The following is a 20,361-nucleotide window of genomic DNA, read 5'->3' on the forward strand; positions in this document are numbered from 1 at the left end:
GCTTAAGTCGGACAGCATTTAAAAAATATTTCGCGTATGGTGTAAGTCATAAAGCCCATTGGCTTTAAATAAACCATAACTCAAAAAGCACTCTAAAAAATCTGGTAATGAATCAGTCAAGCAAATTTCTTTAATAAATTCATGATGGTTACATATCCCATATTCATTGTTGTTCAGAGGATTAACTCCTATAGTCCACTCATCGCAATACATTAGGTATTCAGCTATGTAGAATTGATGAGGTTTATAGCTTTGAATATTAGATGATATTTCATCGAGCGGTATAATTCGAAACAAGTCTTCTTCAGATTCAAAGCCGTTGCAAAACTGGTAGAAGGCTTTTGCCTCATCAGGCAGCTTGATCTTCAGCTTTAACTCAAAGTCACGTATTTCAGCGCTAGAGGCTGCAGGATAAAGGGTTATACCTAGCTGCTCTCCTTCAGTCCTGAGTCGATAGATGATTTCTTCAATTGTCTTTGGCATATCTGTTCTTTATTTGAACCTGTTTAGGAAGTCATTCAAATAAGAGGAGCATGACTGTTTCACGACTTCCTAAACAGCTTCTTGTCAATAGTGAACTTCAAGCAAGTTGATACACCTAACAACCACATTTACCGCTCCGCCTTCGGCACCAGCCGCACGGTGGCTACGCACCGGAAGCCCAACCAACTCTGCGGCCCCTGGTACAGCTGGCGCGACTCTAGCTTCAGGTTCTGCACGGAAGTTTTAAAAGACCCGCCTTTGGCCACGCCCTTGGTGGCCGTCATTTCCGCCACGTTGCCGATGATGTGCTGCGCACCAAAGCCATTGAGTGGCCCTCTTACGGTTAGCTCCAACGGAAATTCTTGCTTGGATGGGGCGCAGACAAACACTTGGTTGCTGCCCGCCAAGTAATAGTTTTCCTTCAGGTTGAAAGGCAGCTCATAGGCTACCTCGGTGGCAGGATGCGGCAGTTGTTGTGCATCGAGGCAAGCCACTAAGTTTTCGGCCGCCGCTAGCTTTTGGCCTTTGAGCTTGCGGACGGGTTGAGTTTCAATGACCTCAAATGGCCGCGGACCGGCCGGTAAGCCACCAGCTGCGGCTACTTGCCATTCCGCTTCCGTGGGCAGGCGAAACTCCACTTTCACTTCATAGTCGCGCAGTTCGGGGTGTTGCTTGCGGAACCCGGCGCTCTGGAAATAACCGCGGTTGACCATGATACTGCGCCAGCGGCAGTAGGCCAGCGCCTGCTCGTAGCTGACACCTACAGCGGGAAAGTAATAGTAAGCCGGCTGCCGAAAGTACGATTGGGGGGCTTCCTTCTGTTCGGGCGTCGGGACGGGCCTCCAGGTCGTGGAGTCAGGCAGTTGGGTGTTGTAGAAAGTTAGCGCCGAGTCGCGGCGGATGAAATGCAGGTATTCCAGCCAGTGGAGGTTGGCTACTTCCGCTTCATCTACAAACAGGTTTTCGGCGGCGCGCACGGTACCGGGCGGTGCGGGTAATGCCGGTGGGCCAGCAACTGAACGGCCTTTCTGCGCCATTGCCGCCACGGGCAGCATAAGTAGTATTCCTAGCAGCCGCTGAGCTACCTGCTTCATTTTTCCGCTTTGCATACGCTGCTTTTATCGTTGCTCTTGCCCTACAGGTTGTTGGCGAAGGGGCAACAAAGCTAGAACACGAAAAGGTCGGTATTGATGGGACCAAATGAAGCCAACAATATTCCGCCATTAGTTGCGCGCCCATCAACATCTACCCCGTGGCAGCCGTAACTCTCTCATACCCCAACCGCTCCGGCTGGGCAGGGTTGCCTCGCCCTTTTCTACTCCAAAACCAAACTACTTAGCTCATGGAAACCAGCACCGCCGAAACCTCCAGCACCGTCGCCACCATCAAGACGCCGGCTTACGGAGCTACCAATTCGATTTTCAATGGCCTCAAGCGCATGGAAATCGAGCGGCACCCACCCCAAGCCGACGAAGTACACATCGACATCCTCTACTGCGGGGTGTGCCACTCCGACTTGCACCAAGTGAAAAACGACTGGAAAAACACGGTGTATCCGTGCGTGCCTGGTCATGAAATTGTAGGCCAAGTCATCGAGGTTGGCAGCACCGTTACCAAGTTCAAGGTGGGCGACATCGTGGGTGTGGGCTGCATGGTCGACTCGTGCGGCCAGTGCAAGCCGTGCCAGCAAGGCCAGGAAAACTACTGCCAAGGCCCTGTTAGCTGGACCGCCACCTACAACGGCCCCATGAAGCCCGACGGCAATGGCGCCAACACTTTCGGCGGCTACTCCACCAACATCACGGTGAAAGAATCCTTCGTCCTTCGCATTCCCGAAGGCCTTAATACCAGTGCGGTAGCGCCTATTTTGTGCGCCGGCGTCACTACCTATTCACCCATGAAGCACTGGAACGTGAAGGAAGGCGACCGGGTAGGCATTGTGGGCCTCGGCGGCTTAGGTCACATGGCCGTGAAGCTGGCCAAAGCCTTGGGTGCTAATGTTACCGTCATTACCACCTCCAAAGAAAAGCAAGCTGATGCCCAAGCCATGGGCGCCCACGAGGTGCTGATTTCCACCGACTCCGACGCCATGAAGCAGCACGAAGCCTCGTTCGACTTCATCCTCAACACCATCCCTGACGCCTACGACATCAGCGACTACGTTAGCCTACTCGACCTCGATGGCACCGTAGTAGCCGTGGGCTTGCTCGGAGAGTACAAAAAGCCGCTCAACAACATGGATATGGCCATGTACCGCCGCTCGGTGGCGGGCTCCATCATCGGTGGTATTGCCGAAACGCAGGAAGTACTGGACTTCTGCGCCAAGCACAAGATCTTACCCGAGGTGCAGATGATTTCCATGCAGGAAATCAACAAAGCCTTCGACGACCTCATGGACAAAGAAGTGCGCTACCGCCACGTCATCGACATGCAGTCGTTGAAAGAAGAGTAGTTCTGGCTGGGCCTCACTCCCCGGCCCCCTCTCCCGTGGAGAGGGGGAGCCAGCCGACATAGCGCCGTCCCGTCGGCTTGCGCCTCCGGAACCACTACCGTCAAAAGAAAGAAACAGCAAAGCAATAAGACAACTAAAAGGCCCGCAGTTAATAGCTGCGGGCCTTCTTATTTCCAAATTTTAATTTGTTACAGCGGTAGCCGTTCCGGAGGCGCAAGCCGACGGGGCGGCGCTACGCCTCACGAACGGCTACCGCTCTCCACGGGAGAGGGGGCCGGCCCCGGAGGGGTCCCGTGAGGCCCCTACTCCGGCATTTCCTCAGGCCGTGACAGCGCCCCGGCCAGAATATTAACCGCGCCTAGTGCCAGCAGACCGTTGCGGGCTTTTTTGTTGTCGGCGAAGCCGAACAGCCAGGGCGAAGCGGCGGCTACGACGCCCGCACCAATATCGAGCAGCAAGTGCGCTTTGAACGGTATTTTTTTAACGGCTCCCCACTCGGCGCGGGTAAGTAGCCCCACCGTCGCGACGTTACCGGCCAGGAAGCGGGTTACCGCTACGGCTTTGTCTTCGTCTTCGAACCCTGCGAGTTTGGGCAGGGCCAGGGCGAGCGGAACATAGGAGAGGTCGGAGAAGCCGTGCTGTTGGCGGGAAATAGGCTGATTCATACAAGGTAAAAGTTAGATGAACAATGCAATTACCTACGCCAGCAGCTTAGAAAGGGTATTGTTGAGTTGAGGTGCGGACGACCAAGTATATAGATGAAATACTTTATCTTTAGCACAGCGCAGCCGCTACCACTTCTCCATGACGCCCACCCGGCAACCTGACCTGTGGAACCGCATCCGGCACTTCGAGCTGGATGACCCGGCCGCGGCGTTTTCCTTCACCGACCGGCTGGCGCGCGAAAATGGCTGGCCGCTCGATTACGCGCTCCGGGCAACGCTGGAATACAAGAAGTTTATGTTCCTGCTCTGCCTGGCCGAGCACCCGCTCACGCCCTCCGACCAAGTCGACCAGGTGTGGCACCTGCACCTGCTCTACACCCGCTCCTACTGGTTGGATTTCTGCGAGCAGGTGCTGAAACGCCCTATTCACCACGGCCCCACCCGCGGCGGCGACGCTGAGCGCGGCAAATTCAACGACTGGTACGGCCGTACCAAAACATTGTACCAGGAGGTATTCGGCGCCGCGCCGCCCGCTGCTATCTGGCCCGACCATGAAACCCGCTTTCGAGACGCAAACTTTCGCCGAGTGAACCTGAGTGCTTTTTGGCTGCTACCCAAACTTCGTTTCCGTCGCAAAACATGACCAGCCTCCCCCCGCACTCCCCCGCCGAGTTGCTATTGCTGCTCCAGAAGTACCACAACCCTAGTCTGCGCCGACTACTGCGCGTCACGTTCCTCGATTTGCTGCGCCAGCAGGTGCTGGCAGTCAGTACCGAGCACTACCGGCCGCATCCCCACGACCCGGTTTCGTGGCAGCAGTTTGTAATAAGTGGGCCTACCCTAGCTACCCACCAAGCCCTGCCGCACGAACAATTGCTGGTTGACACGCTCCGGGCCGATGATCAGCTCCGGATACCGTTCAAGCAATACGTGCGTATGGTTTTCGATAAGGCCCGCAGCGCCCCGGAGTATCATAAGCTTATCGAAGCGAATACGCGTACCGGGGAGTTGTTTTCGCCGCATTGGTTTTGGCGCCTGACAAGTACGCGCTACCTCACCCCGGGTGGCAAACAAATGCAGGCAGCCACTGAGGCCGAGCTAGCTCGCCTCGATAAAGAATTTATTAGCCGGGCTGCCAGCAACCCCTCCGGTGCCCATCACTTCAGCCAGCAACTCGGGGGCGTGGTGTTTCTGCTGCCTTCCTTCTCTTCCGAAGTAGGCCGTCAGCTGGAACGAGAACTGCACCAGATTCCAGAGCCCACCCACGACACCACGGGCGACTTTGGTGGCAGTGACGATGGCGGTACCTCTTGGCACCCCCACAGCGACGCCTTCGACAGCCACAGCGCCGGCCACGGCGACTCTGACAGCAGTAGCAGTAGCAGCAGCAGTGGTGATAGTGGTTGCGGCGGCGACAGTGGCTGCTCTGGCTGCGGCGGTGGCTGTGGCGGCGACTGATGCAGACAGTATAAGCTAAGCGGAATGTAGCGCGGAACAGATTTCCTGTGGCTTCCGCGCTACACTCTGCTTAGCTTAGGCTGTTTCTTTCAAGAAAGGCAGGCAACTTCAGACTGAAGTCCACATCTTTAAGGATTGAATCCATTTCTCTCTCACTTCTCTTTCATGAAGCAACTTTCCGCGCTGAGCCTGCTGATACTGGCGGCCAGTGCCACCACGCAGGGCCAGGCACCTACGGCACCGGCCGAGCCGATTGGCCCCTATCAGGCATCGGCCACCAAAATCAACGATTTGGTGCACACCAAACTTGATGTGCGCTTCGACTACGCCAAGCGCTACCTCTACGGCAAAGAGTGGGTTACGCTTAAGCCCCACGCCTACCCCACCGACTCTCTGCGGCTCGATGCCAAGGGCATGGACATTAAGGCCGTAGCCTTGATGAACGGCGAGCAGCAGCAGAAATTAAAGTTCGACTACGACCAGAGCAACCTGCGCATCAACCTCGGCAAATCCATGGCGCCGGGCACCGCTTATACCATCTACATCGAGTACACGGCCAAGCCCGACGAGCTGAAAGTGCAAGGCAGCGCGGCCATTACCGATGCCAAAGGCCTATACTTCATCAACCCCGACAGCACCGAAAAAGGCAAGCCCGTGCAGATCTGGACGCAGGGCGAGACGGAAGCCTCGTCGGCTTGGTTTCCCACCATCGACCGGCCCAACCAGAAGACCACTTCGGAAATCAGTTTGACGGTGCCGGCCAAGTACGTCACGCTCAGCAACGGGGCGCTGGTCAGCCAAAAGCCAGCGGGCCCCGGCCTGCGCACCGATACCTGGAAGATGGACATGCCACACGCGCCGTATCTGTTCATGATGGCCGTCGGCGACTTCAAAATCTACAAGGAAACGTGGCGCGGTAAGGAAGTGAGTTACTACCTGGAGCCGAAGTACGCGCCCTTCGCCAAGCAGATTTTCGGCAACACGCCCGACATGCTGGAGTTTTTCTCGACCCGCTTGGGCGTGGAGTTTCCGTGGAACAAGTACGCCCAAATAGTGGTGCGTGACTACGTGAGCGGCGCTATGGAAAACACCACAGCCACGCTGCACGGCGAGTTTGTGCAGATGACCGACCGCGAGCTGCTCGACCGCCAGTACCAAAACGAGTCGGTAATTGCCCACGAGTTGTTCCACCAGTGGTTTGGCGATTATGTGACGGCTGAAAGCTGGAGCAACCTCACGGTGAACGAGAGCATGGCCGACTTCTCGGAAGGCCTCTACGCCGAGCACAAGTACGGCGCCGATGCCGCCGACGCCCACAACTACCGCAACCTGCGCAACTACCTCAACAGCCCCCGCGACGCCGCTAAAAGCCTGGTGCGCTTCCATTACGGCGACAAAGAGGAGATGTTTGACCTGGTGAGCTACCAGAAAGGTGGCGCCATTCTGGACATGCTGCGCACCTACCTCGGCGACGATATATTCTTTGCCGGCCTTCAGAAATACCTGAAAGACAACGCCTTCGGCAACGGTGAAGCCCACCAGATGCGCCTGGCTATGGAAGCCGTGTCGGGCCAGGATTTGAACTGGTTCTACAACCAGTGGTATTTCGGCACCGGCCACCCCGTCGTCACGATTGACTACAGTTGGGACGCCGTTAAAAAGGTACAGGCCGTGACGGTGAAGCAGGCGCAGCCCGGCCAGGTGTTCCGCCTACCCTTCGCCATCGACTACTACGTGAAAGGCAAGCCGCAGCGCCAGCGGGTAACCATGACCGAGGCCACCCAAACCTTCACGATGCCGCTGGACAGCAAGCCCGACCTGGTGAACGTGGACGCTGAAAAGACGCTGGTGTGGCTGCCCACCGAGAACAAGCCCCTAGCCGACTATGTCTATCAGTACGCTCACGCGCCCCTCTACCTCGACCGGCGCGAAGCGCTATTGGCTGCGGCCAAAGAGCAAAAAACCAGCGCCGCTCGTGCCCTGCTGCTCAGCGGCCTGCGCGACAAGTTTGCCAATCTGCGCACCGTCGCGCTGGAGCGCCTCGATCTGGACGATAAAGCCGTGGCTAAAGCTGCCGGCCCCGCCATCCGCAAGCTAGCCGCCAGCGAAAAAGACCCAAACGTATTGGCCACCGCCCTGCTCATCACGGCCAAGCTCAAAGACAAGCGCGACGCCAAGATATTCGCTAAGCAGTTCGCCGACAGCAAATCCTACGCGGTGCAAGGTGCGGCGCTGAGCGCCCTGGCCACAGCCGACCCGAAGCAGGCTTTGGCGCTGGCTAAGCCCTTGGAAGTCAGCGGGCAGCAAACCCTGGCGCAGGCCGTTACGAAAGTGTACGCCCAAGCTGGTGGCCCGGCCGAATGGACCTACATCCTGAGCAAATACGATGCGGCCGGACAGCAGGAAAAATTCGGGTTATTGGAAAGCATTTCCATCATGCTGCCCCGCCTCGAAGACCCAGCCGCCTTCACCGCCGGCGTCAACCGGATCAAGGATGTTGCCATCAAGTTCAAGGCGCAAGGCGCTGCCGAGCCCATGATTGGCCTGCTGCAGAGTATCACCAAAGACAAAACCAAGCCCGCCACCGCAACCCAACAAGCCATAATTGACAAAGCCGTAGCCGAGATTGAGCAAGCGAAGTAACCTCGTTCTGACCTTGCTAAAGTACCGTCATGCTCAGCATGACGGTACTAATTTTCTGCCAAAAGCCTCTACCGCACGGCGCGGAAGAGGCTTTTGGCTTCCACAAACCTGCTCCTACTCCACCGCCAGCACGATTTTACCGGCGGCGTGGCCTTGCTCGTTGTAGCGGTGAGCCTGGGCAAGTTCTTGGAGCGGAAACGTTTTGTCGATGACGACGCGGATAGCGCCGGCCTGCAGCCAAACTGAAACCAGAGCCGTATCCGAGCCGCTGTTCTTGGCTATAAAGGTGTGGGTGCTTTTGGTGCTGAAGGCCGCCGCAGCCGTTCCGGTAATGATGGCCACCGGGTCGGGCAGGGTGGTGACGTAGCGCCCGTTGCGGCGCAAAGCATCCTGGCTGGCGACAAAGGAGCGTTTGCCAGCGGCATCGAAAATGATGTCGTAACGGCTCAAGTCTTCAGTGAAGTCGTGCTCCTGGTGGTTTAGCACCCGGTCGGCGCCGAGGCTGCGCGCTAGTTCCTGGTTGGCGGGGCCGGCTACGCCCGTGACTTCGCCGGCACCTAAGGCTTTGGCAATTTGCACCGCAAAAGACCCTACGCCTCCTGACGCACCATTGACAAGCATCCGGTCACCGGATAGCAGTTGGGCTTTGTTGCGCAGAGCTTACAGCGCGGTGGTGGCGGCTAGTGGCACGGCTGCCGCCTCCTCGAAGCTCAGTTTCTCGGGAATGAAGGCCGCTACTGCTTCCGCCAGCACTGCGTATTGCGCGTTGGCCCCGCCGACTCCGTCGCCAGGCATGCCGTACACCCGGTCGCTGGGGGCAAAGCGGGTAATATTGCTGGCCACTGCGGCTACTCCACCGGCTACGTCGCGACCGGGTATTTTAGGAAAGTTCGAGCCCGTCATGAGCTTCAGATCGCCTTTGCGTACTTTCCAGTCTACCGGATTCACGCTGCTGGCCCGCACCCGCACGAGTATGTGGTTGGCTTTAGGCGCGGGCGTTGGCAGGTCGCCATAGTGTAATACATCGGCCGGACCGTATTGCTAGAAATAGGCTGCTTGCATGATAACATTAGTGGTGAGTTTGGGCATACGCAGGCGGTTGCTTGAAGTCAACTACTGTAGCTGAAATAGTTGCTGGCTTCAAGGAGTTCACCTCAAAACAAAACCGCCGCAGCCAAAGGCCACGGCGGTTCTAACCACACTTAACTATATAAACTTGCCTAATGGCAAGACTGTTAATGCTGGCCTACTTTGAGCATTAAATCTTCACGTTGTCTACAGCCACACTGCTGCTCGTTTTGTTGTTTAGCGGCTTGCTTGCTTGCTTTACTAGCTATTGACGCCTGCCGGACTGATTGTATGGTCGACGGTTGCTGACTCAGGGTTCAACGCTTTAGTGCCATAGATGTGCCCGACTTCGGTTTCTCTCACTTATCATAAGCTAAATGAAGGTACGTAAATTAGGTCTGTCAAACGACAGAAGCAGGTCTTGTTAGTGGCCTATTACTTCAACCGGCGCAATACCCCGCAATTCAAGATTAAGGCCCCGCTCGGTGGCTGTTTGCCGGAAGTTAGCAATGGCCTCTAGCACATCGTAGTCTATCATCTGCGACTCCGTGCCGTCGATGATAACGTGCGTGCCAGACGGGAATTGCTCTAAAACGCGGATAATACTGGCCTTGTTCAGGAACGAGACGTGCTCACTAAGCTTGAGGTGATACACCCCGGTGCCTTGCAGTTCGGGCGTGGGCCGCATGAAGTAAGCCGATTCGTAGTGAGTCTTGAGGATGTAGAAGATGCCCACAACCAGCCCAATGGTAACGCCCTTCAGCAAGTCGGTGAGCAGAACGGCCAATATGGTGATGATAAACGGCAGGAATTGCTGCCAACCCAAGCGCCACTGCGTCCGGTAAAGCGCGGGCTTCGTGAGCTTGTAGCCTACCAGCAGCAACACCGCCGCCAGGGCCGATAGCGGAATTTTGTTGAGAATGGTTTCCAGGAACAGCAAGCTAGTCAGCAGCAGCAAGCCGTGGAAGAAAGCAGACACCTTGGTTTGACCGCCCGCGTTGATGTTAGCTGAGCTACGCACGATAACGGCCGTCATAGGCAAACCGCCCAACAGGCCACTAATAATGTTGCCAACACCTTGTGCCATCAGCTCACGATTGGTAGGCGTTGCGCGTTTGTGCGGGTCGAGCTTATCCACGGCTTCCACGCTGAGCAAGCTTTCCAGGGAGGCCACAACAGCAATAGTGAAAGCCACAGTGTAGGTAGCCGACCGGCTGAAAGCTGCCCAATCGGGCTGAGTGAAAACCTTCAGCAAATCACTCCACGACGACACAATGGGCAGTTGCACTAAATGCTCAGGACGCACCCGCAGCACCGGCAGAGCCAGATCCAGCACGGAGCTAAGCACAATAGAAAGTACCACCACCACCAGGGCCCCCGGTATCATACGCAGCAAAGCAAAACGCTTGCTCAGCACCTTCTCCCAAAACAGCAGTACTCCCAACGACAGCATTCCAATCAGAGCCGAGCCCCAACCGAAGGAACGCAACGCCCCGGCCACGGCCGAAAACGTGTTTTGCCCGTCGAATTGCAGAAAAGTCATGTCCTCAAAGTAGTCGGTATCTACTCCGAGCAAGTGTGGTATCTGCTTGAGAATAAGGATAAGACCAATGGCGGCCAACATCCCCCGAATAACCGAAGTAGGAAAGTACAGGCCAATGATGCCCGCCCGTACAAGGCCCATCACTATTTGCAGCACTCCGGCTATCACCGTAGCCGCCAGCACCGCCTGAAAGGAACCTAAAGTTTGAAGGGCGACCAGAATGATAGCCGTCAGACCGGCAGCTGGGCCACTAACGCTAAGTTGTGAGCCACTAAGCCAAGACACGAGCACACCACCTACAATACCTGTAATGATACCTGACAGCAGCGGCGCCCCCGAAGCCAAGGAGATACCTAGGCAAAGTGGCAGCGCCACCAGAAAAACTACCAAGCCGGCCGGAAGGTCTTTGCTGAGGTTGCTCAAGTAGCCAGCCTTGAGAGGAGCAGAGGTTGAAGCTGCCGTTTGAACGGACGCTTGAACGGTATTAGGCATATGGAAAGACAAGTGAGGAGCCAGGCCACCAACTTCAAAAAGCATGGATATGCTAGCATTTTTTACAAGTCTACGGTACTGCCATTAAGACACAGTTAAAAATGAATTAAAACTAAATTAATTTGCACTGACTACAGTATACCTTCACTATTACCAACCGAAGCAGTAGGGGCTTCTAGCCTAACGCGGGCCACTCTAGCCACACCTGCGTACCTTGGTACAACTGGCTTTCCACCCGCACTGCTCCCCTGTGCAAAGACATAATTTTGGCCGTGAGTGGTAGTCCAATGCCGTGGCCGGGTATTGCCCGCATCGTTTCGGCCCGGAAGAAAGGCACGAACACTTGCTGACGGTCGGCCTCACTCATTCCCACGCCGTGGTCGCGCACCTCTAGCACCACCTGAGTGGCCGTAGTGGAAAGAACGGCTAACACCGGCGTCTCCGATCCTACTGAAAACTTGCAGGCATTTTCCAATATATTCAGTAGAGCCGACAGCAGCAACGTCTCGTTGCCGCTCACCGCAAACGGCTGCTGCACCCGGGCCGGTACATCGCCAAACTCTAAGTCGACGCGGCAGGTAGGGTGGCGGCGCTGCACCTCCTCGTGAGCCTGCAACAGCAGCTCATCTAGCCGCACCACCGTTAAAGGCACCTGCGACGGGTCATCGGAAGCACGGGCAATCTGGAGCAGGCCATTGGTAAGGTCCTTGAGTAAGCGGGCCGCATCCAGCGTGCTTTGCAATACCCGGCGGTATTCCTGGGGGCTCCGCTCCTGCTGCAATAACGCCACCTCCAACTCGCCGATAAGCACAGTGAGGGGCGTCCGCAACTCGTGCGAGGCGTCGCGCACAAAGGTGCGCTGCCCGGCAAAGGCCACTTCAAGGCGGTCGAGCAACTGATTGAAGCGTTGCGCCAGGAGCGCAATTTCATCGTAGCCATCGGCTTGCGAAAGGCGGCGGTGCAAGTCGGAAGCCGTGATGCTGTCTACTTCGCGCACCACTTTCTGCATGGGGCTCAAGGCCTGTCCGGCGAAAAACCACCCGCCAATACCCACGATTATCAAGGATGCCAGCAGCCCGCCAATCATGATGTTGCGCAAGCCCAACTGCCGGTCGCGGGTATCGAGGTCAGTTGAGGAAGCAACTACCACAAAGTCGCCGCGACGGGCATCCCGGTACAATAGGCCTACCGTCTGGTGGAAATTGTGGCTTAGCCGCACCTGTTTTCCGGATCGGCGCACTGCCATAAGCAAGCTAACGGGAACCGGCACCTCGGTGGGTTGTCCTTCCCGAAACACCACCCGATTACTGGCATTATATACCCGTACTTCTTCTTCGGGCAAGGTGCGGTAAAATTGCCGAAGGTAGCGCCGGTACGAAATCCGGCTCGCTTCGTCGGCCCGGTTGGTGCCATCAAGATACACGTGCGCTACAATACGAGCCCGCGCAAACAGGCTTTGCGTAAACGACTCTTGCCGGGCCTGGTAAGTGAAGTAATAAATCACCACCGAAAACAGCAGCAGCGTAACGGCCAGAATGGCGGCAAACTGCAACGCCAAGCGCAGACGAATGCTCATGTGCTGTATTTCTGATTGTTAGTTGGCAGTTACTCTTCCTTCATCACGTAACCCATGCCTACTAGGGTATGAATTAGCTTGGGGGTAAAATCTTTATCGAGCTTCTTGCGAAGGAAGTTGATGTACACGTCAATCACATTAGAGCCGGTATCGAAGCTGGTTTCCCAAACGTGCTCCAGAATATCGACTCGGGAAATAACCCGGCCTTTGTGGCGGAGCAGATATTCCAGCAAAGAAAACTCCCGGGCCGTAAGCTGAATGGGTTGGCCGGCGCGCTGTACTCGTTTGCTGCTCGGATCAAGCGTAAGGTCGGCTAGGTGCAGAATGGCTGCCGAGGAGCTGGCTTCGGGGCGGCGGCGCACCAGGGCGCGCACCCGCGCCAGCAGCTCCTGAAAAGCAAAAGGCTTCACCAGATAATCGTCGGCACCGGCGTCAAGGCCCCGGATTTTGTCGTCGGTTTCGCCGAGGGCAGTCAGCATCAGAATAGGTACGGCAGAATTCAGGGCCCGCACCTGGCGACAAACGTCAAGCCCGCTAAGGCCTGGCAGCAAATTATCAAGGATTATAAGGTCATGGGAGCCCGCTAAGGCCATCCGTAAGCCCGTAGGTCCATCCATTGCTACGTCAACGGCATGTTGCTGCTCAGTAAGACCTTTCTGTAAAAACGATGCCACTTTGGGCTCGTCTTCCACCAACAAAATTTTCATGCGGGAGAAACTAGGTGCGCAATGCAGAACAAATTCGAATTGGCCGAAGATACGGGGATTCATTTCTCCTATTGGCACTTAGCCCTATTCTCCGAGGCACTCCGAGTCATGGCCAGCCGGCTACACCCATGATCTTACTAAGTGTTCAAGCAAATCTTGCCCGCTCGCTTTAATCTAACATGATATTATAATGAAGCTGTTTTAATTCTATTTTAATCCAAAGTTGACAGTTCATCCATAGCATATAAAATCCTACATATAAACTGAAACTGAACATTAGTTAGCGTATTAAACGCTTAGTGATACTATTTCACTCCGCTAGGCAACAGTAATTTCTCATTCTTATAGAACGGAATAATTCAATAATACATTATGCGCATTTTGTAAATATTGCAATAAACCTTATTTTCAAATACCCCCAGTTTTACCACGGTAAATAGCATTGTTAACTCATTTAGTAGGTGTTTTATATGATATATAGCCAAACTAGATGATTATGTGAACCGTTTTAAATATAATTACACCTTATTTACTACATACTTCATTTTACTCTATTTCCAGTGGTAATTAGGCACAAGCTCACAGCGCTTGATAACTCACCTTCTGGCAGTGACACTACCTCCTCTTTGCTCTGCCAGATGTTTGAGCGCGCGGCTGCACTCTATGGTGATTTGATTGCGGCTGAGTATCAGTCCACTTCAGTCACTTACTCACAACTAAGCGAGCAAGCAGACGCTCTTGCGCATACTATTCTACACCAAGCTCCTGAGAGCTCTATTATTGGCTTAAGCACTTCCCGCGGCATAGGAATGCTGGTTGGGCTACTCGCCATTCTAAAGGCGGGCAAAGCCTACCTACCTCTCGACCCTACTTATCCAACGCCGCGCCTAAAGCAAATTATTGCCAGCTCAGGAATTAGCACTTGCGTTGCTTTTTCGCATGAGCAGGCACTTTTTGCTGGTTTATCCTTACAACCTATCTTCTCCGATAAGCAGCTGAGCTACTCTGCCCAAGCGGTACGCGAGTGGAGCGAAACAGCCTACGTGCTGTACACCTCCGGCTCAACTGGCGAACCCAAGGGCGTTTGTATGGGGCATAGCCCCTTGCTGAATCTGTTGCAGTGGCAAAGCCACAACTCACGCGCTACCACTGGCACTCGCACGCTGCAATTTGCTACCCTAACCTTTGACGTTTCCTTTCAAGAGATTTTCTCAACGCTCAGCACCGGCGGCACCTTAGTTCTCGTTAACGACGACCTCCGTATTGATTTTGCAGAGCTTTTAGCCTTCATCGAGCAACAGTCTATCAACCGGGTGTTTCTGCCTTTCGTGGCGCTGCAGTATTTGGCGGAGTCTGCTGTCAACGAGCAACTTTTTCCTGCTTGCCTAGAAGAGGTTATGACTGCTGGCGAACAGTTGAAAATCACTCCCCAAGTAAGAAATCTGTTTTCCGCACTGCCCGGCTGCACGCTTTACAACCAATACGGCCCAACGGAATGCCACGTAGTAACGCAGCTAGTACTAGAAGGCAGCGCGATTACCTGGCCAGACTTGCCTACTATTGGTCACCCCATTGACAACACCTTCCTGGTTGTCGTTGATGCTGCGCTAAGCACTGTTGTACCCGGAGCCAGCGGGGAGTTGTGCATAGGAGGCGCCTGCCTCGCTGAAGGCTACCTGAATCAGCCTGCTCTAACAGCAAGCAAATTCATTACCTGGACTAACGCCACGGGGGAAAACGTGCGTTTGTACCGCACTGGCGACGTGGGTCGCTTCCTACTGGATGGCAGTATCGAGTTCCAGGGCCGCCAAGACGATCAAGTGAAAATACGCGGCCACCGCGTCGAGCTAGGCGAAGTAGAAGTGCAACTCAACGCCATTGGTAGCATCAAACAGGCAGTAGTAGTGGCGCGTACCTACGACGACGGCGAGAAGAAGCTGCTGGCGTATCTGGTTTCCAAAACCACTACCCAGGATACGGCCGCCATAAGAAAAGCCGTGGAAAGCATGCTCCCCGACTACATGATACCCTCGGCCTTTGTCTGGATGGAAGAGCTGCCGCTAACAACCAGCGGCAAAGTCAACAAAAAGGTGTTGCCCGTTCCCGGGCTGCAGCGGCCTGGGCTTGCAACCTTATACAGAAAACCTGCCTCCACAACGGAAAAGCTGCTCACCAATCTTTGGGCAGAATTGCTTTATCTAGATAAAGTGGGAGCCGACGACAACTTTTTTGAGCTTGGTGGCAATTCGTTGCTGGCACAGAAAACCGTGGCGGTGCTGAAGCTCAAGCATCAGCTTGCCTTACCCATAACCAAGCTCTACCACTACCCTACCGCGGCCGGAGTAACTCAGTTTCTGAGCCAACAGCCCAAACTAGCCGCTAAGCCAACTCAAGCTCAAGATCCGCATAGCCAGTCGGGGGCTGATATTGCGATAATTGGGATGGCTGGCCGCTTTCCGGGCGCCGATACAATCACCGAACTCTGGCAACTACTAAAGGATGGCCGCGAAACCACCCGTTTCTTCACCACCGACGAGCTAGACGCCAGTATACCTGCACAACTGAAAAATGACCCGCTTTACGTTAAGGCACGCGGGGTTATTAATAATGCCACTCAGTTCGACGCCGCTTTCTTCGGCTTGAACCCCAAGCTGGCAGAACTGATGGACCCACAGCAGCGGGTATTCTTGGAAATTGCTTGGGAAGCACTCGAGCAGGCTGGGTATTTACCCCCGTCTTATCAGGGCAGCATCGGGGTGTTTGCCGGTACTGGCAACAACACGTACTACCAGCACAATGTGCAGGCCAACCGCGACTTAGTTGATCAGGTGGGCGGTTTTCAGGTGATGACGGCCAACGAGAAGGACTACGTAGCCTCTCGAACGGCTTATCAGCTTAATTTGAAGGGACCAGCCGTAAGTGTTCATTCCGCTTGCTCTACTTCCCTGCTGGCCATAGCCCAGGCCGTGCAAAGTTTGCGCAGCGGCCAGTGCAGTGTGGCGCTAGCAGGAGGCGCCAGCATTACGTCGCCCATGTTCAGCGGGCATCTTTACGAAGAAGGGGCCATGCTCAGCCCCGATGGGCACTGCCGTCCGTTTGATGTTAAGGCCCAGGGCACCGTCTTTAGCGACGGCGCCGGCGTGGTATTATTGAAAAGCCTGACGGCAGCTCGCCAGGATGGTGACACCATCTATGCCATCATTAAAGGCGTAGGCATCAACAACGACGGCGGCAACAAAGGCAGCTTCACGGCGCCGAGTGCCGAGGGGCAGGCCGCTGTTATTACCATGGCCTTGCAAGACGCCGGCGTCGATCCTGCAACCATCAGCTACGTGGAAGCCCACGGCACCGGCACCCCCATTGGCGACCCTATTGAGATTGAAGGGTTGACCTTGGCCTTCGGCGAACAAATACCTCGGCAGCACTGCGCTCTTGGCTCCATCAAAAGCAACATGGGGCACTTAACAACCGCAGCAGGTGTGGCTGGCCTTATCAAGACGACGCTGGCCTTGTACCACAAGCAGCTACCGGCTTCTTTAAGCTTCGAGAATCCGAACCCCAATATTGATTTCACCAATAGCCCGTTCTTTGTTAACAACCAACTCAGGCCGTGGCAGACGCAAGGAGCACGCCGGGCAGGGGTAAGTTCGTTTGGTGTTGGAGGAACCAACGTGCATGTGGTACTCGAAGAGTTCGAGAACGAGGTTTTGGTGCCAACCGCAGGCCGCGAAACTCAGCTACTGACGTGGTCGGCGAAATCTGCCGCGAGCCGCGAGGCCTATGCCCTGCGTTTGGCCGGGCAGTTGCAGTTGTCCAACCAGCCGCTACTAGCTGATGTGGCCTATACGCTGCAAAAAACCCGGGCGTCCTTCGGGCATCGCCGCTTCGTGGTGGCATCCACCCCCGACGAACTAGTGCAGGCTTTGCAAACGGAATCGGCTTCGCTGGCAGGAGCCACTACGCTGCAGGCAGTGCCGGGAGAAGTGGTGTTTATGTTTCCCGGTCAGGGCGCGCAGTACCTGAACATGGGCCGCTCCTTGTACGAAACCGAAAGCATATACCAACAAGCCATAGACACGTGTGCCGAGCTGCTGCTCCCGCAACTGGAAGTAGACATTCGCTTGATTCTTTACCCCGACAGTGCTACTTCCAGCGCCGAAGACACGCTGAAAAACACTCGCTACGCCCAGCCGGCGTTGTTCGTCACCGAGTATGCATTGGCCCAACTCTGGATGAGCTGGGGCATCGACCCTTCTATTTTCTGCGGCCATAGTATCGGCGAATTTGTGGGAGCTTGTCTAGCTGGCGTTTTCACGCTGGCCGACGCGCTAAACCTGATTGCCGTACGAGGCCGCCTGGTGAGCGAGCTTCCGCGCGGCAGCATGCTCTCGGTGCGCCTGGAAGCAGAAAAGCTGCAAGCACTTCTACCTGAAACACTAGCAATTGCCGCTATCAACAGCAGCAAACACTGCGTAGTGGCCGGCGAAGACAGCGCTATTGCCGCTTTTGCCTTACTGCTGGACGACAGCAAGGTACCAAACCGCATTCTGCTCACCAGCCACGCCTTCCACTCTGCTATGATGGACCCGGTAGTGGACACCTTTCAGCGCGAAGTCGAGAAAGCAACGTTGCGCCGACCCCAGAAACCAATTGTCTCAACTGTTACGGGCACTTGGCTAACCGACGCCCAGGCCACCGATCCGCACTACTGGGCCCAGCACCTACGGTTGCCCGTGCGCTTTGCCGATGCGCTCGAAACGCTTTTCGAGCAAGAGGGTCCTCTGCTCTTGGAAGTAGGTCCTGGCAGCACCACGTCCACGCTGGCCCGCCAGCAGCGCAACACCCGGCCCGTGGCGGTGCTCTCCAGTCTTAACACAGCTCAGGGCACTCATACCGAGCAACAAACGATACTAGAAACCTTAGGGCAGCTATGGCTGCATGGCCTGGAGCCAGCATGGGACGCTTTCTACGCCACCCAAAACCGGCAAAAAGTAACACTACCCTCCTACGCTTTCAACCGCAAGCCTTGCTGGGTAAACCCAGCAGCAGTTAAAGTCACACCTGTTGTTCAACAAGCATCTGAAATTCATCTGACCAACACCTCGCCACACCGTCCTTTAGTTCCTATGAGAAGAGATACGCTATTTATAAAGATTAAAAGTTTACTTGAAAACGCCTCCGGAATCGAGATGGACGGCGTGACCCCAGCCATGAGCTTATTGGAAATTGGGCTCGATTCTCTTCTACTTACGCAGCTAGCCATAACCCTGAAGAAAGAGTTTAATATCCCAATTACTTTCCGGCAACTAAATCAGGAATACGCAAAGCTGGAAGCACTGATTTCCTATATCGATAGCAAGCTCCCTGCTGAAGCATATCAACCTCCTGCACACGTCCAACCTGCCGCGGTAGTCATAGCCCCAACTCAACTACCATCGGCAGCTACCTCTGTGGCAGCCACTCCCAACCCTAACGGCGATACCATGCTTGGGCTGGTAGCCCAGCAACTGCAGTTGCTGTCGCAGCAGGTTATGCTGCTGCAAACAAGCAACCAAACCACCTCCTACGTCTCTGCTCCGGCACCTGCCCTACTCTCTCTACCAACCCAACCGGCCAAAGAAGCGCAAGTAACAGTTGATTCTAACTTAACGGCGGAGGAAGCAGCAGAATTGAAAAAACCATTCGGTGCAACGGCCCGCATCGAACGGCAAGCAACCGGGTTGAGCGAGCTGCAGCAGGATTTCCTGTGGCAGCTCACGTCGCGCTACAACCAGAAAACCCGTAGCAGCAAGGCGTATGCACAGCGGCACCGCGCCCATATGGCCGACCCGCGGGTCGTGTCAGGGTTCAAGCCGCTCACCAAGGAAGTCGTTTATCCTCTCGTAGTTAATAAGTCGAAGGGCAGCTACCTCTGGGACATCGATGGCAACCAATACATTGATGCTTTAAATGGTTTTGGCTCCTCGATGCTCGGGCATCAGCCCGCAGTGGTTGCAGAAGCCCTTCACCAGCAGATTGAAGAAGGCTACGAAGTAGGACCGCAGCATGAGTTGGCCGGCATGGTCAGCGAATTGATCTGCGAATTCACCGGTTTCGATCGGGCGGCTCTCTGTAGCACTGGCTCAGAAGCGGTGTTGGGCACTATGCGCATAGCCCGCACCGTAACCGGGCGCTCTTTAATTGTGGCTTTCACCGGCTCCTATCACGGTATTGCTGATGAAGTACTGGTGCGCGGCACCAAAAAACTCATGTCGTTTCCGGCCGCCCCGGGTATCATGCCAGAGGCAGTGCAAAACATGCTTATCCTGGACTACGGCGCCGACGAAAGCTTGCGCATCATCAAAGAAAGAGCGCACGAGCTGGCTGCCGTTCTGGTAGAGCCCGTTCAAAGCCGACGCCCTGAATTCACACCCATTGAGTTTTTAAAGCAGGTTCGGGAAATAACTGCCGCCTCGGGTACGGCACTTATTTTCGATGAAGTAATTACCGGTTTCCGCATGCATCCAGGCGGTGCGCAAGCCTTATTTGGCATCAAGGCGGACTTAGCCTCTTATGGAAAAGTAGTGGGTGGAGGCTTACCCATCGGGGTTATTGCTGGCAATAAAACCTTTATGGACGCCCTTGATGGCGGGTTCTGGCAATACGAGGACGCCTCCTATCCGGAGGTAGGCGTTACCTACTTCGCGGGCACTTTTGTGCGGCATCCCTTGGCTCTTGCAGCAGCTAAAGCTTCGTTGCTTTATATGAAGGTCAAAGGCCCTGCCCTGCAGCAAAACCTCACTGCCAAAACAGACCATTTGGCCAACGCGCTCAACACAGAAATCAATAGGCAGCAATTGCCCTTTTACGTTGCGCACTTCGGTTCTCTCTGGAAAATTAAATTCAAAGAGGAAATCCCATACAGTGAATTATTATTCACCTTAATGCGGGAAAAAGGAATTCATATATGGGATGGTTTTCCTTGTTTCATGACGGAAGCCCATAGCAGCGAAGATATAAATCAACTTATTGCAGCTTGCATTGAGAGCATAAATGAAATGGTAAGTGCTGGCTTTTTTACATCCAACTCGCATAGCATAAAGGTGCCTTCTAAACAGCAGAATCTAATTCCTTCAAGCACTCCGCCTATTCCAGGAGCTAAATTAGGCCGAGACCATAAAGGAAACCCAGCTTGGTATATTTCCAATCCTGAACTACCAGGCAAATATTTAAAGATAGATTTAAACTAAACGCTACACTAAATACAAACAACACCGAGCATTTCTTTCACTAAT

13 protein-coding genes are annotated in these 20,361 nt (G+C 54.8%); 5 read left to right on the forward strand and 8 right to left on the reverse strand.

Annotated features, from left to right (window positions below; translation table 11 throughout):
* Positions 1-18 precede the first annotated feature (18 nt).
* Together VF639_RS15065 and VF639_RS15070 are read right to left on the reverse strand one after the other, a co-directional pair.
* Complete coding sequence (locus VF639_RS15065) at positions 19-483, reverse strand: SMI1/KNR4 family protein (protein ID WP_331146748.1); 465 nt, start codon at positions 481-483, stop codon at positions 19-21.
* A gap of 128 nt (positions 484-611) precedes the next feature.
* On the reverse strand, positions 612-1,592 hold the full coding sequence (locus VF639_RS15070; protein ID WP_331146749.1) for an SUMF1/EgtB/PvdO family nonheme iron enzyme: 981 nt from the start codon (positions 1,590-1,592) through the stop codon (positions 612-614).
* 233 nt (positions 1,593-1,825) lie between these two features.
* Here VF639_RS15070 and VF639_RS15075 point away from each other — a divergent pair, with 233 nt between their 5' ends.
* Complete coding sequence (locus tag VF639_RS15075; RefSeq protein ID WP_331146750.1) at positions 1,826-2,935, forward strand: NAD(P)-dependent alcohol dehydrogenase; 1,110 nt, start codon at positions 1,826-1,828, stop codon at positions 2,933-2,935.
* Positions 2,936-3,237: 302 nt separating this feature from the next.
* On the opposite strand, the gene VF639_RS15080 is transcribed toward VF639_RS15075, so the two are convergent.
* Positions 3,238-3,600 carry a hypothetical protein gene (locus VF639_RS15080; RefSeq protein ID WP_331146751.1) on the reverse strand — a complete coding sequence of 121 codons (363 nt, stop codon included), beginning with the start codon at positions 3,598-3,600 and terminating at the stop codon, positions 3,238-3,240.
* A 139-nt stretch (positions 3,601-3,739) separates the two neighbouring features.
* Here VF639_RS15080 and VF639_RS15085 point away from each other — a divergent pair, with 139 nt between their 5' ends.
* The 3 genes from VF639_RS15085 to VF639_RS15095 all read left to right on the forward strand — a co-directional run bounded on the left by VF639_RS15085 (position 3,740) and on the right by VF639_RS15095 (position 7,701).
* The gene (locus VF639_RS15085; protein ID WP_331146752.1) at positions 3,740-4,243 is read left to right on the forward strand and encodes a glycine-rich domain-containing protein; all 504 of its coding nucleotides are present in this window, start codon (positions 3,740-3,742) and stop codon (positions 4,241-4,243) included.
* A complete protein-coding gene (locus tag VF639_RS15090) occupies positions 4,240-5,058 on the forward strand; it encodes a hypothetical protein (protein WP_331146753.1) in 819 nt (272 codons plus the stop codon). Before VF639_RS15085 ends, VF639_RS15090 begins: the two co-directional genes overlap by 4 nt.
* 165 nt (positions 5,059-5,223) lie before the next feature.
* Positions 5,224-7,701 carry a M1 family aminopeptidase gene (locus VF639_RS15095; protein ID WP_331146754.1) on the forward strand — a complete coding sequence of 826 codons (2,478 nt, stop codon included), beginning with the start codon at positions 5,224-5,226 and terminating at the stop codon, positions 7,699-7,701.
* A 114-nt stretch (positions 7,702-7,815) separates the two neighbouring features.
* Here VF639_RS15095 and VF639_RS15100 read toward each other — a convergent pair whose 3' ends face one another.
* From VF639_RS15100 to VF639_RS15120, 5 genes are all read right to left on the reverse strand, one after another.
* Positions 7,816-8,322, reverse strand: coding sequence for an NAD(P)-dependent alcohol dehydrogenase (locus VF639_RS15100; RefSeq protein WP_331146755.1), 507 nt, complete (start codon positions 8,320-8,322; stop codon positions 7,816-7,818).
* 39 nt (positions 8,323-8,361) lie between these two features.
* On the reverse strand, positions 8,362-8,706 hold the full coding sequence (locus VF639_RS15105) for an alcohol dehydrogenase catalytic domain-containing protein (protein ID WP_414654729.1): 345 nt from the start codon (positions 8,704-8,706) through the stop codon (positions 8,362-8,364).
* A gap of 487 nt (positions 8,707-9,193) precedes the next feature.
* Positions 9,194-10,804: a SulP family inorganic anion transporter gene (locus VF639_RS15110; RefSeq protein WP_331146757.1), complete on the reverse strand. Its 1,611-nt coding sequence runs from the start codon at positions 10,802-10,804 to the stop codon at positions 9,194-9,196.
* Positions 10,805-10,979: 175 nt separating this feature from the next.
* Positions 10,980-12,380: a HAMP domain-containing sensor histidine kinase gene (locus VF639_RS15115; RefSeq protein ID WP_331146758.1), complete on the reverse strand. Its 1,401-nt coding sequence runs from the start codon at positions 12,378-12,380 to the stop codon at positions 10,980-10,982.
* A gap of 29 nt (positions 12,381-12,409) precedes the next feature.
* On the reverse strand, positions 12,410-13,087 hold the full coding sequence (locus tag VF639_RS15120) for a response regulator transcription factor (RefSeq protein WP_331146759.1): 678 nt from the start codon (positions 13,085-13,087) through the stop codon (positions 12,410-12,412).
* Between the two features lie 638 nt (positions 13,088-13,725).
* Here VF639_RS15120 and VF639_RS15125 point away from each other — a divergent pair.
* Entirely contained in the window at positions 13,726-20,316 is a 6,591-nt protein-coding gene (locus VF639_RS15125; protein WP_331146760.1) for an amino acid adenylation domain-containing protein, read from the forward strand.
* Positions 20,317-20,361: the final 45 nt, after the last annotated feature.

Source organism: Hymenobacter sp. (assembly GCF_036387835.1).
Lineage (GTDB): Bacteria > Bacteroidota > Bacteroidia > Cytophagales > Hymenobacteraceae > Hymenobacter.

Coding starts and splice junctions, on each gene's coding strand:
- VF639_RS15065 (WP_331146748.1), bottom strand. CDS start 483: ATGCCAAAGACAATTGAAGAAATCATCTATCGACTCAGGACTGAAGGA.
- VF639_RS15070 (WP_331146749.1), bottom strand. CDS start 1,592: ATGCAAAGCGGAAAAATGAAGCAGGTAGCTCAGCGGCTGCTAGGAATA.
- VF639_RS15075 (WP_331146750.1), top strand. CDS start 1,826: ATGGAAACCAGCACCGCCGAAACCTCCAGCACCGTCGCCACCATCAAG.
- VF639_RS15080 (WP_331146751.1), bottom strand. CDS start 3,600: ATGAATCAGCCTATTTCCCGCCAACAGCACGGCTTCTCCGACCTCTCC.
- VF639_RS15085 (WP_331146752.1), top strand. CDS start 3,740: ATGACGCCCACCCGGCAACCTGACCTGTGGAACCGCATCCGGCACTTC.
- VF639_RS15090 (WP_331146753.1), top strand. CDS start 4,240: ATGACCAGCCTCCCCCCGCACTCCCCCGCCGAGTTGCTATTGCTGCTC.
- VF639_RS15095 (WP_331146754.1), top strand. CDS start 5,224: ATGAAGCAACTTTCCGCGCTGAGCCTGCTGATACTGGCGGCCAGTGCC.
- VF639_RS15100 (WP_331146755.1), bottom strand. CDS start 8,322: ATGCTTGTCAATGGTGCGTCAGGAGGCGTAGGGTCTTTTGCGGTGCAA.
- VF639_RS15110 (WP_331146757.1), bottom strand. CDS start 10,804: ATGCCTAATACCGTTCAAGCGTCCGTTCAAACGGCAGCTTCAACCTCT.
- VF639_RS15115 (WP_331146758.1), bottom strand. CDS start 12,380: ATGAGCATTCGTCTGCGCTTGGCGTTGCAGTTTGCCGCCATTCTGGCC.
- VF639_RS15120 (WP_331146759.1), bottom strand. CDS start 13,087: ATGAAAATTTTGTTGGTGGAAGACGAGCCCAAAGTGGCATCGTTTTTA.
- VF639_RS15125 (WP_331146760.1), top strand. CDS start 13,726: ATGTTTGAGCGCGCGGCTGCACTCTATGGTGATTTGATTGCGGCTGAG.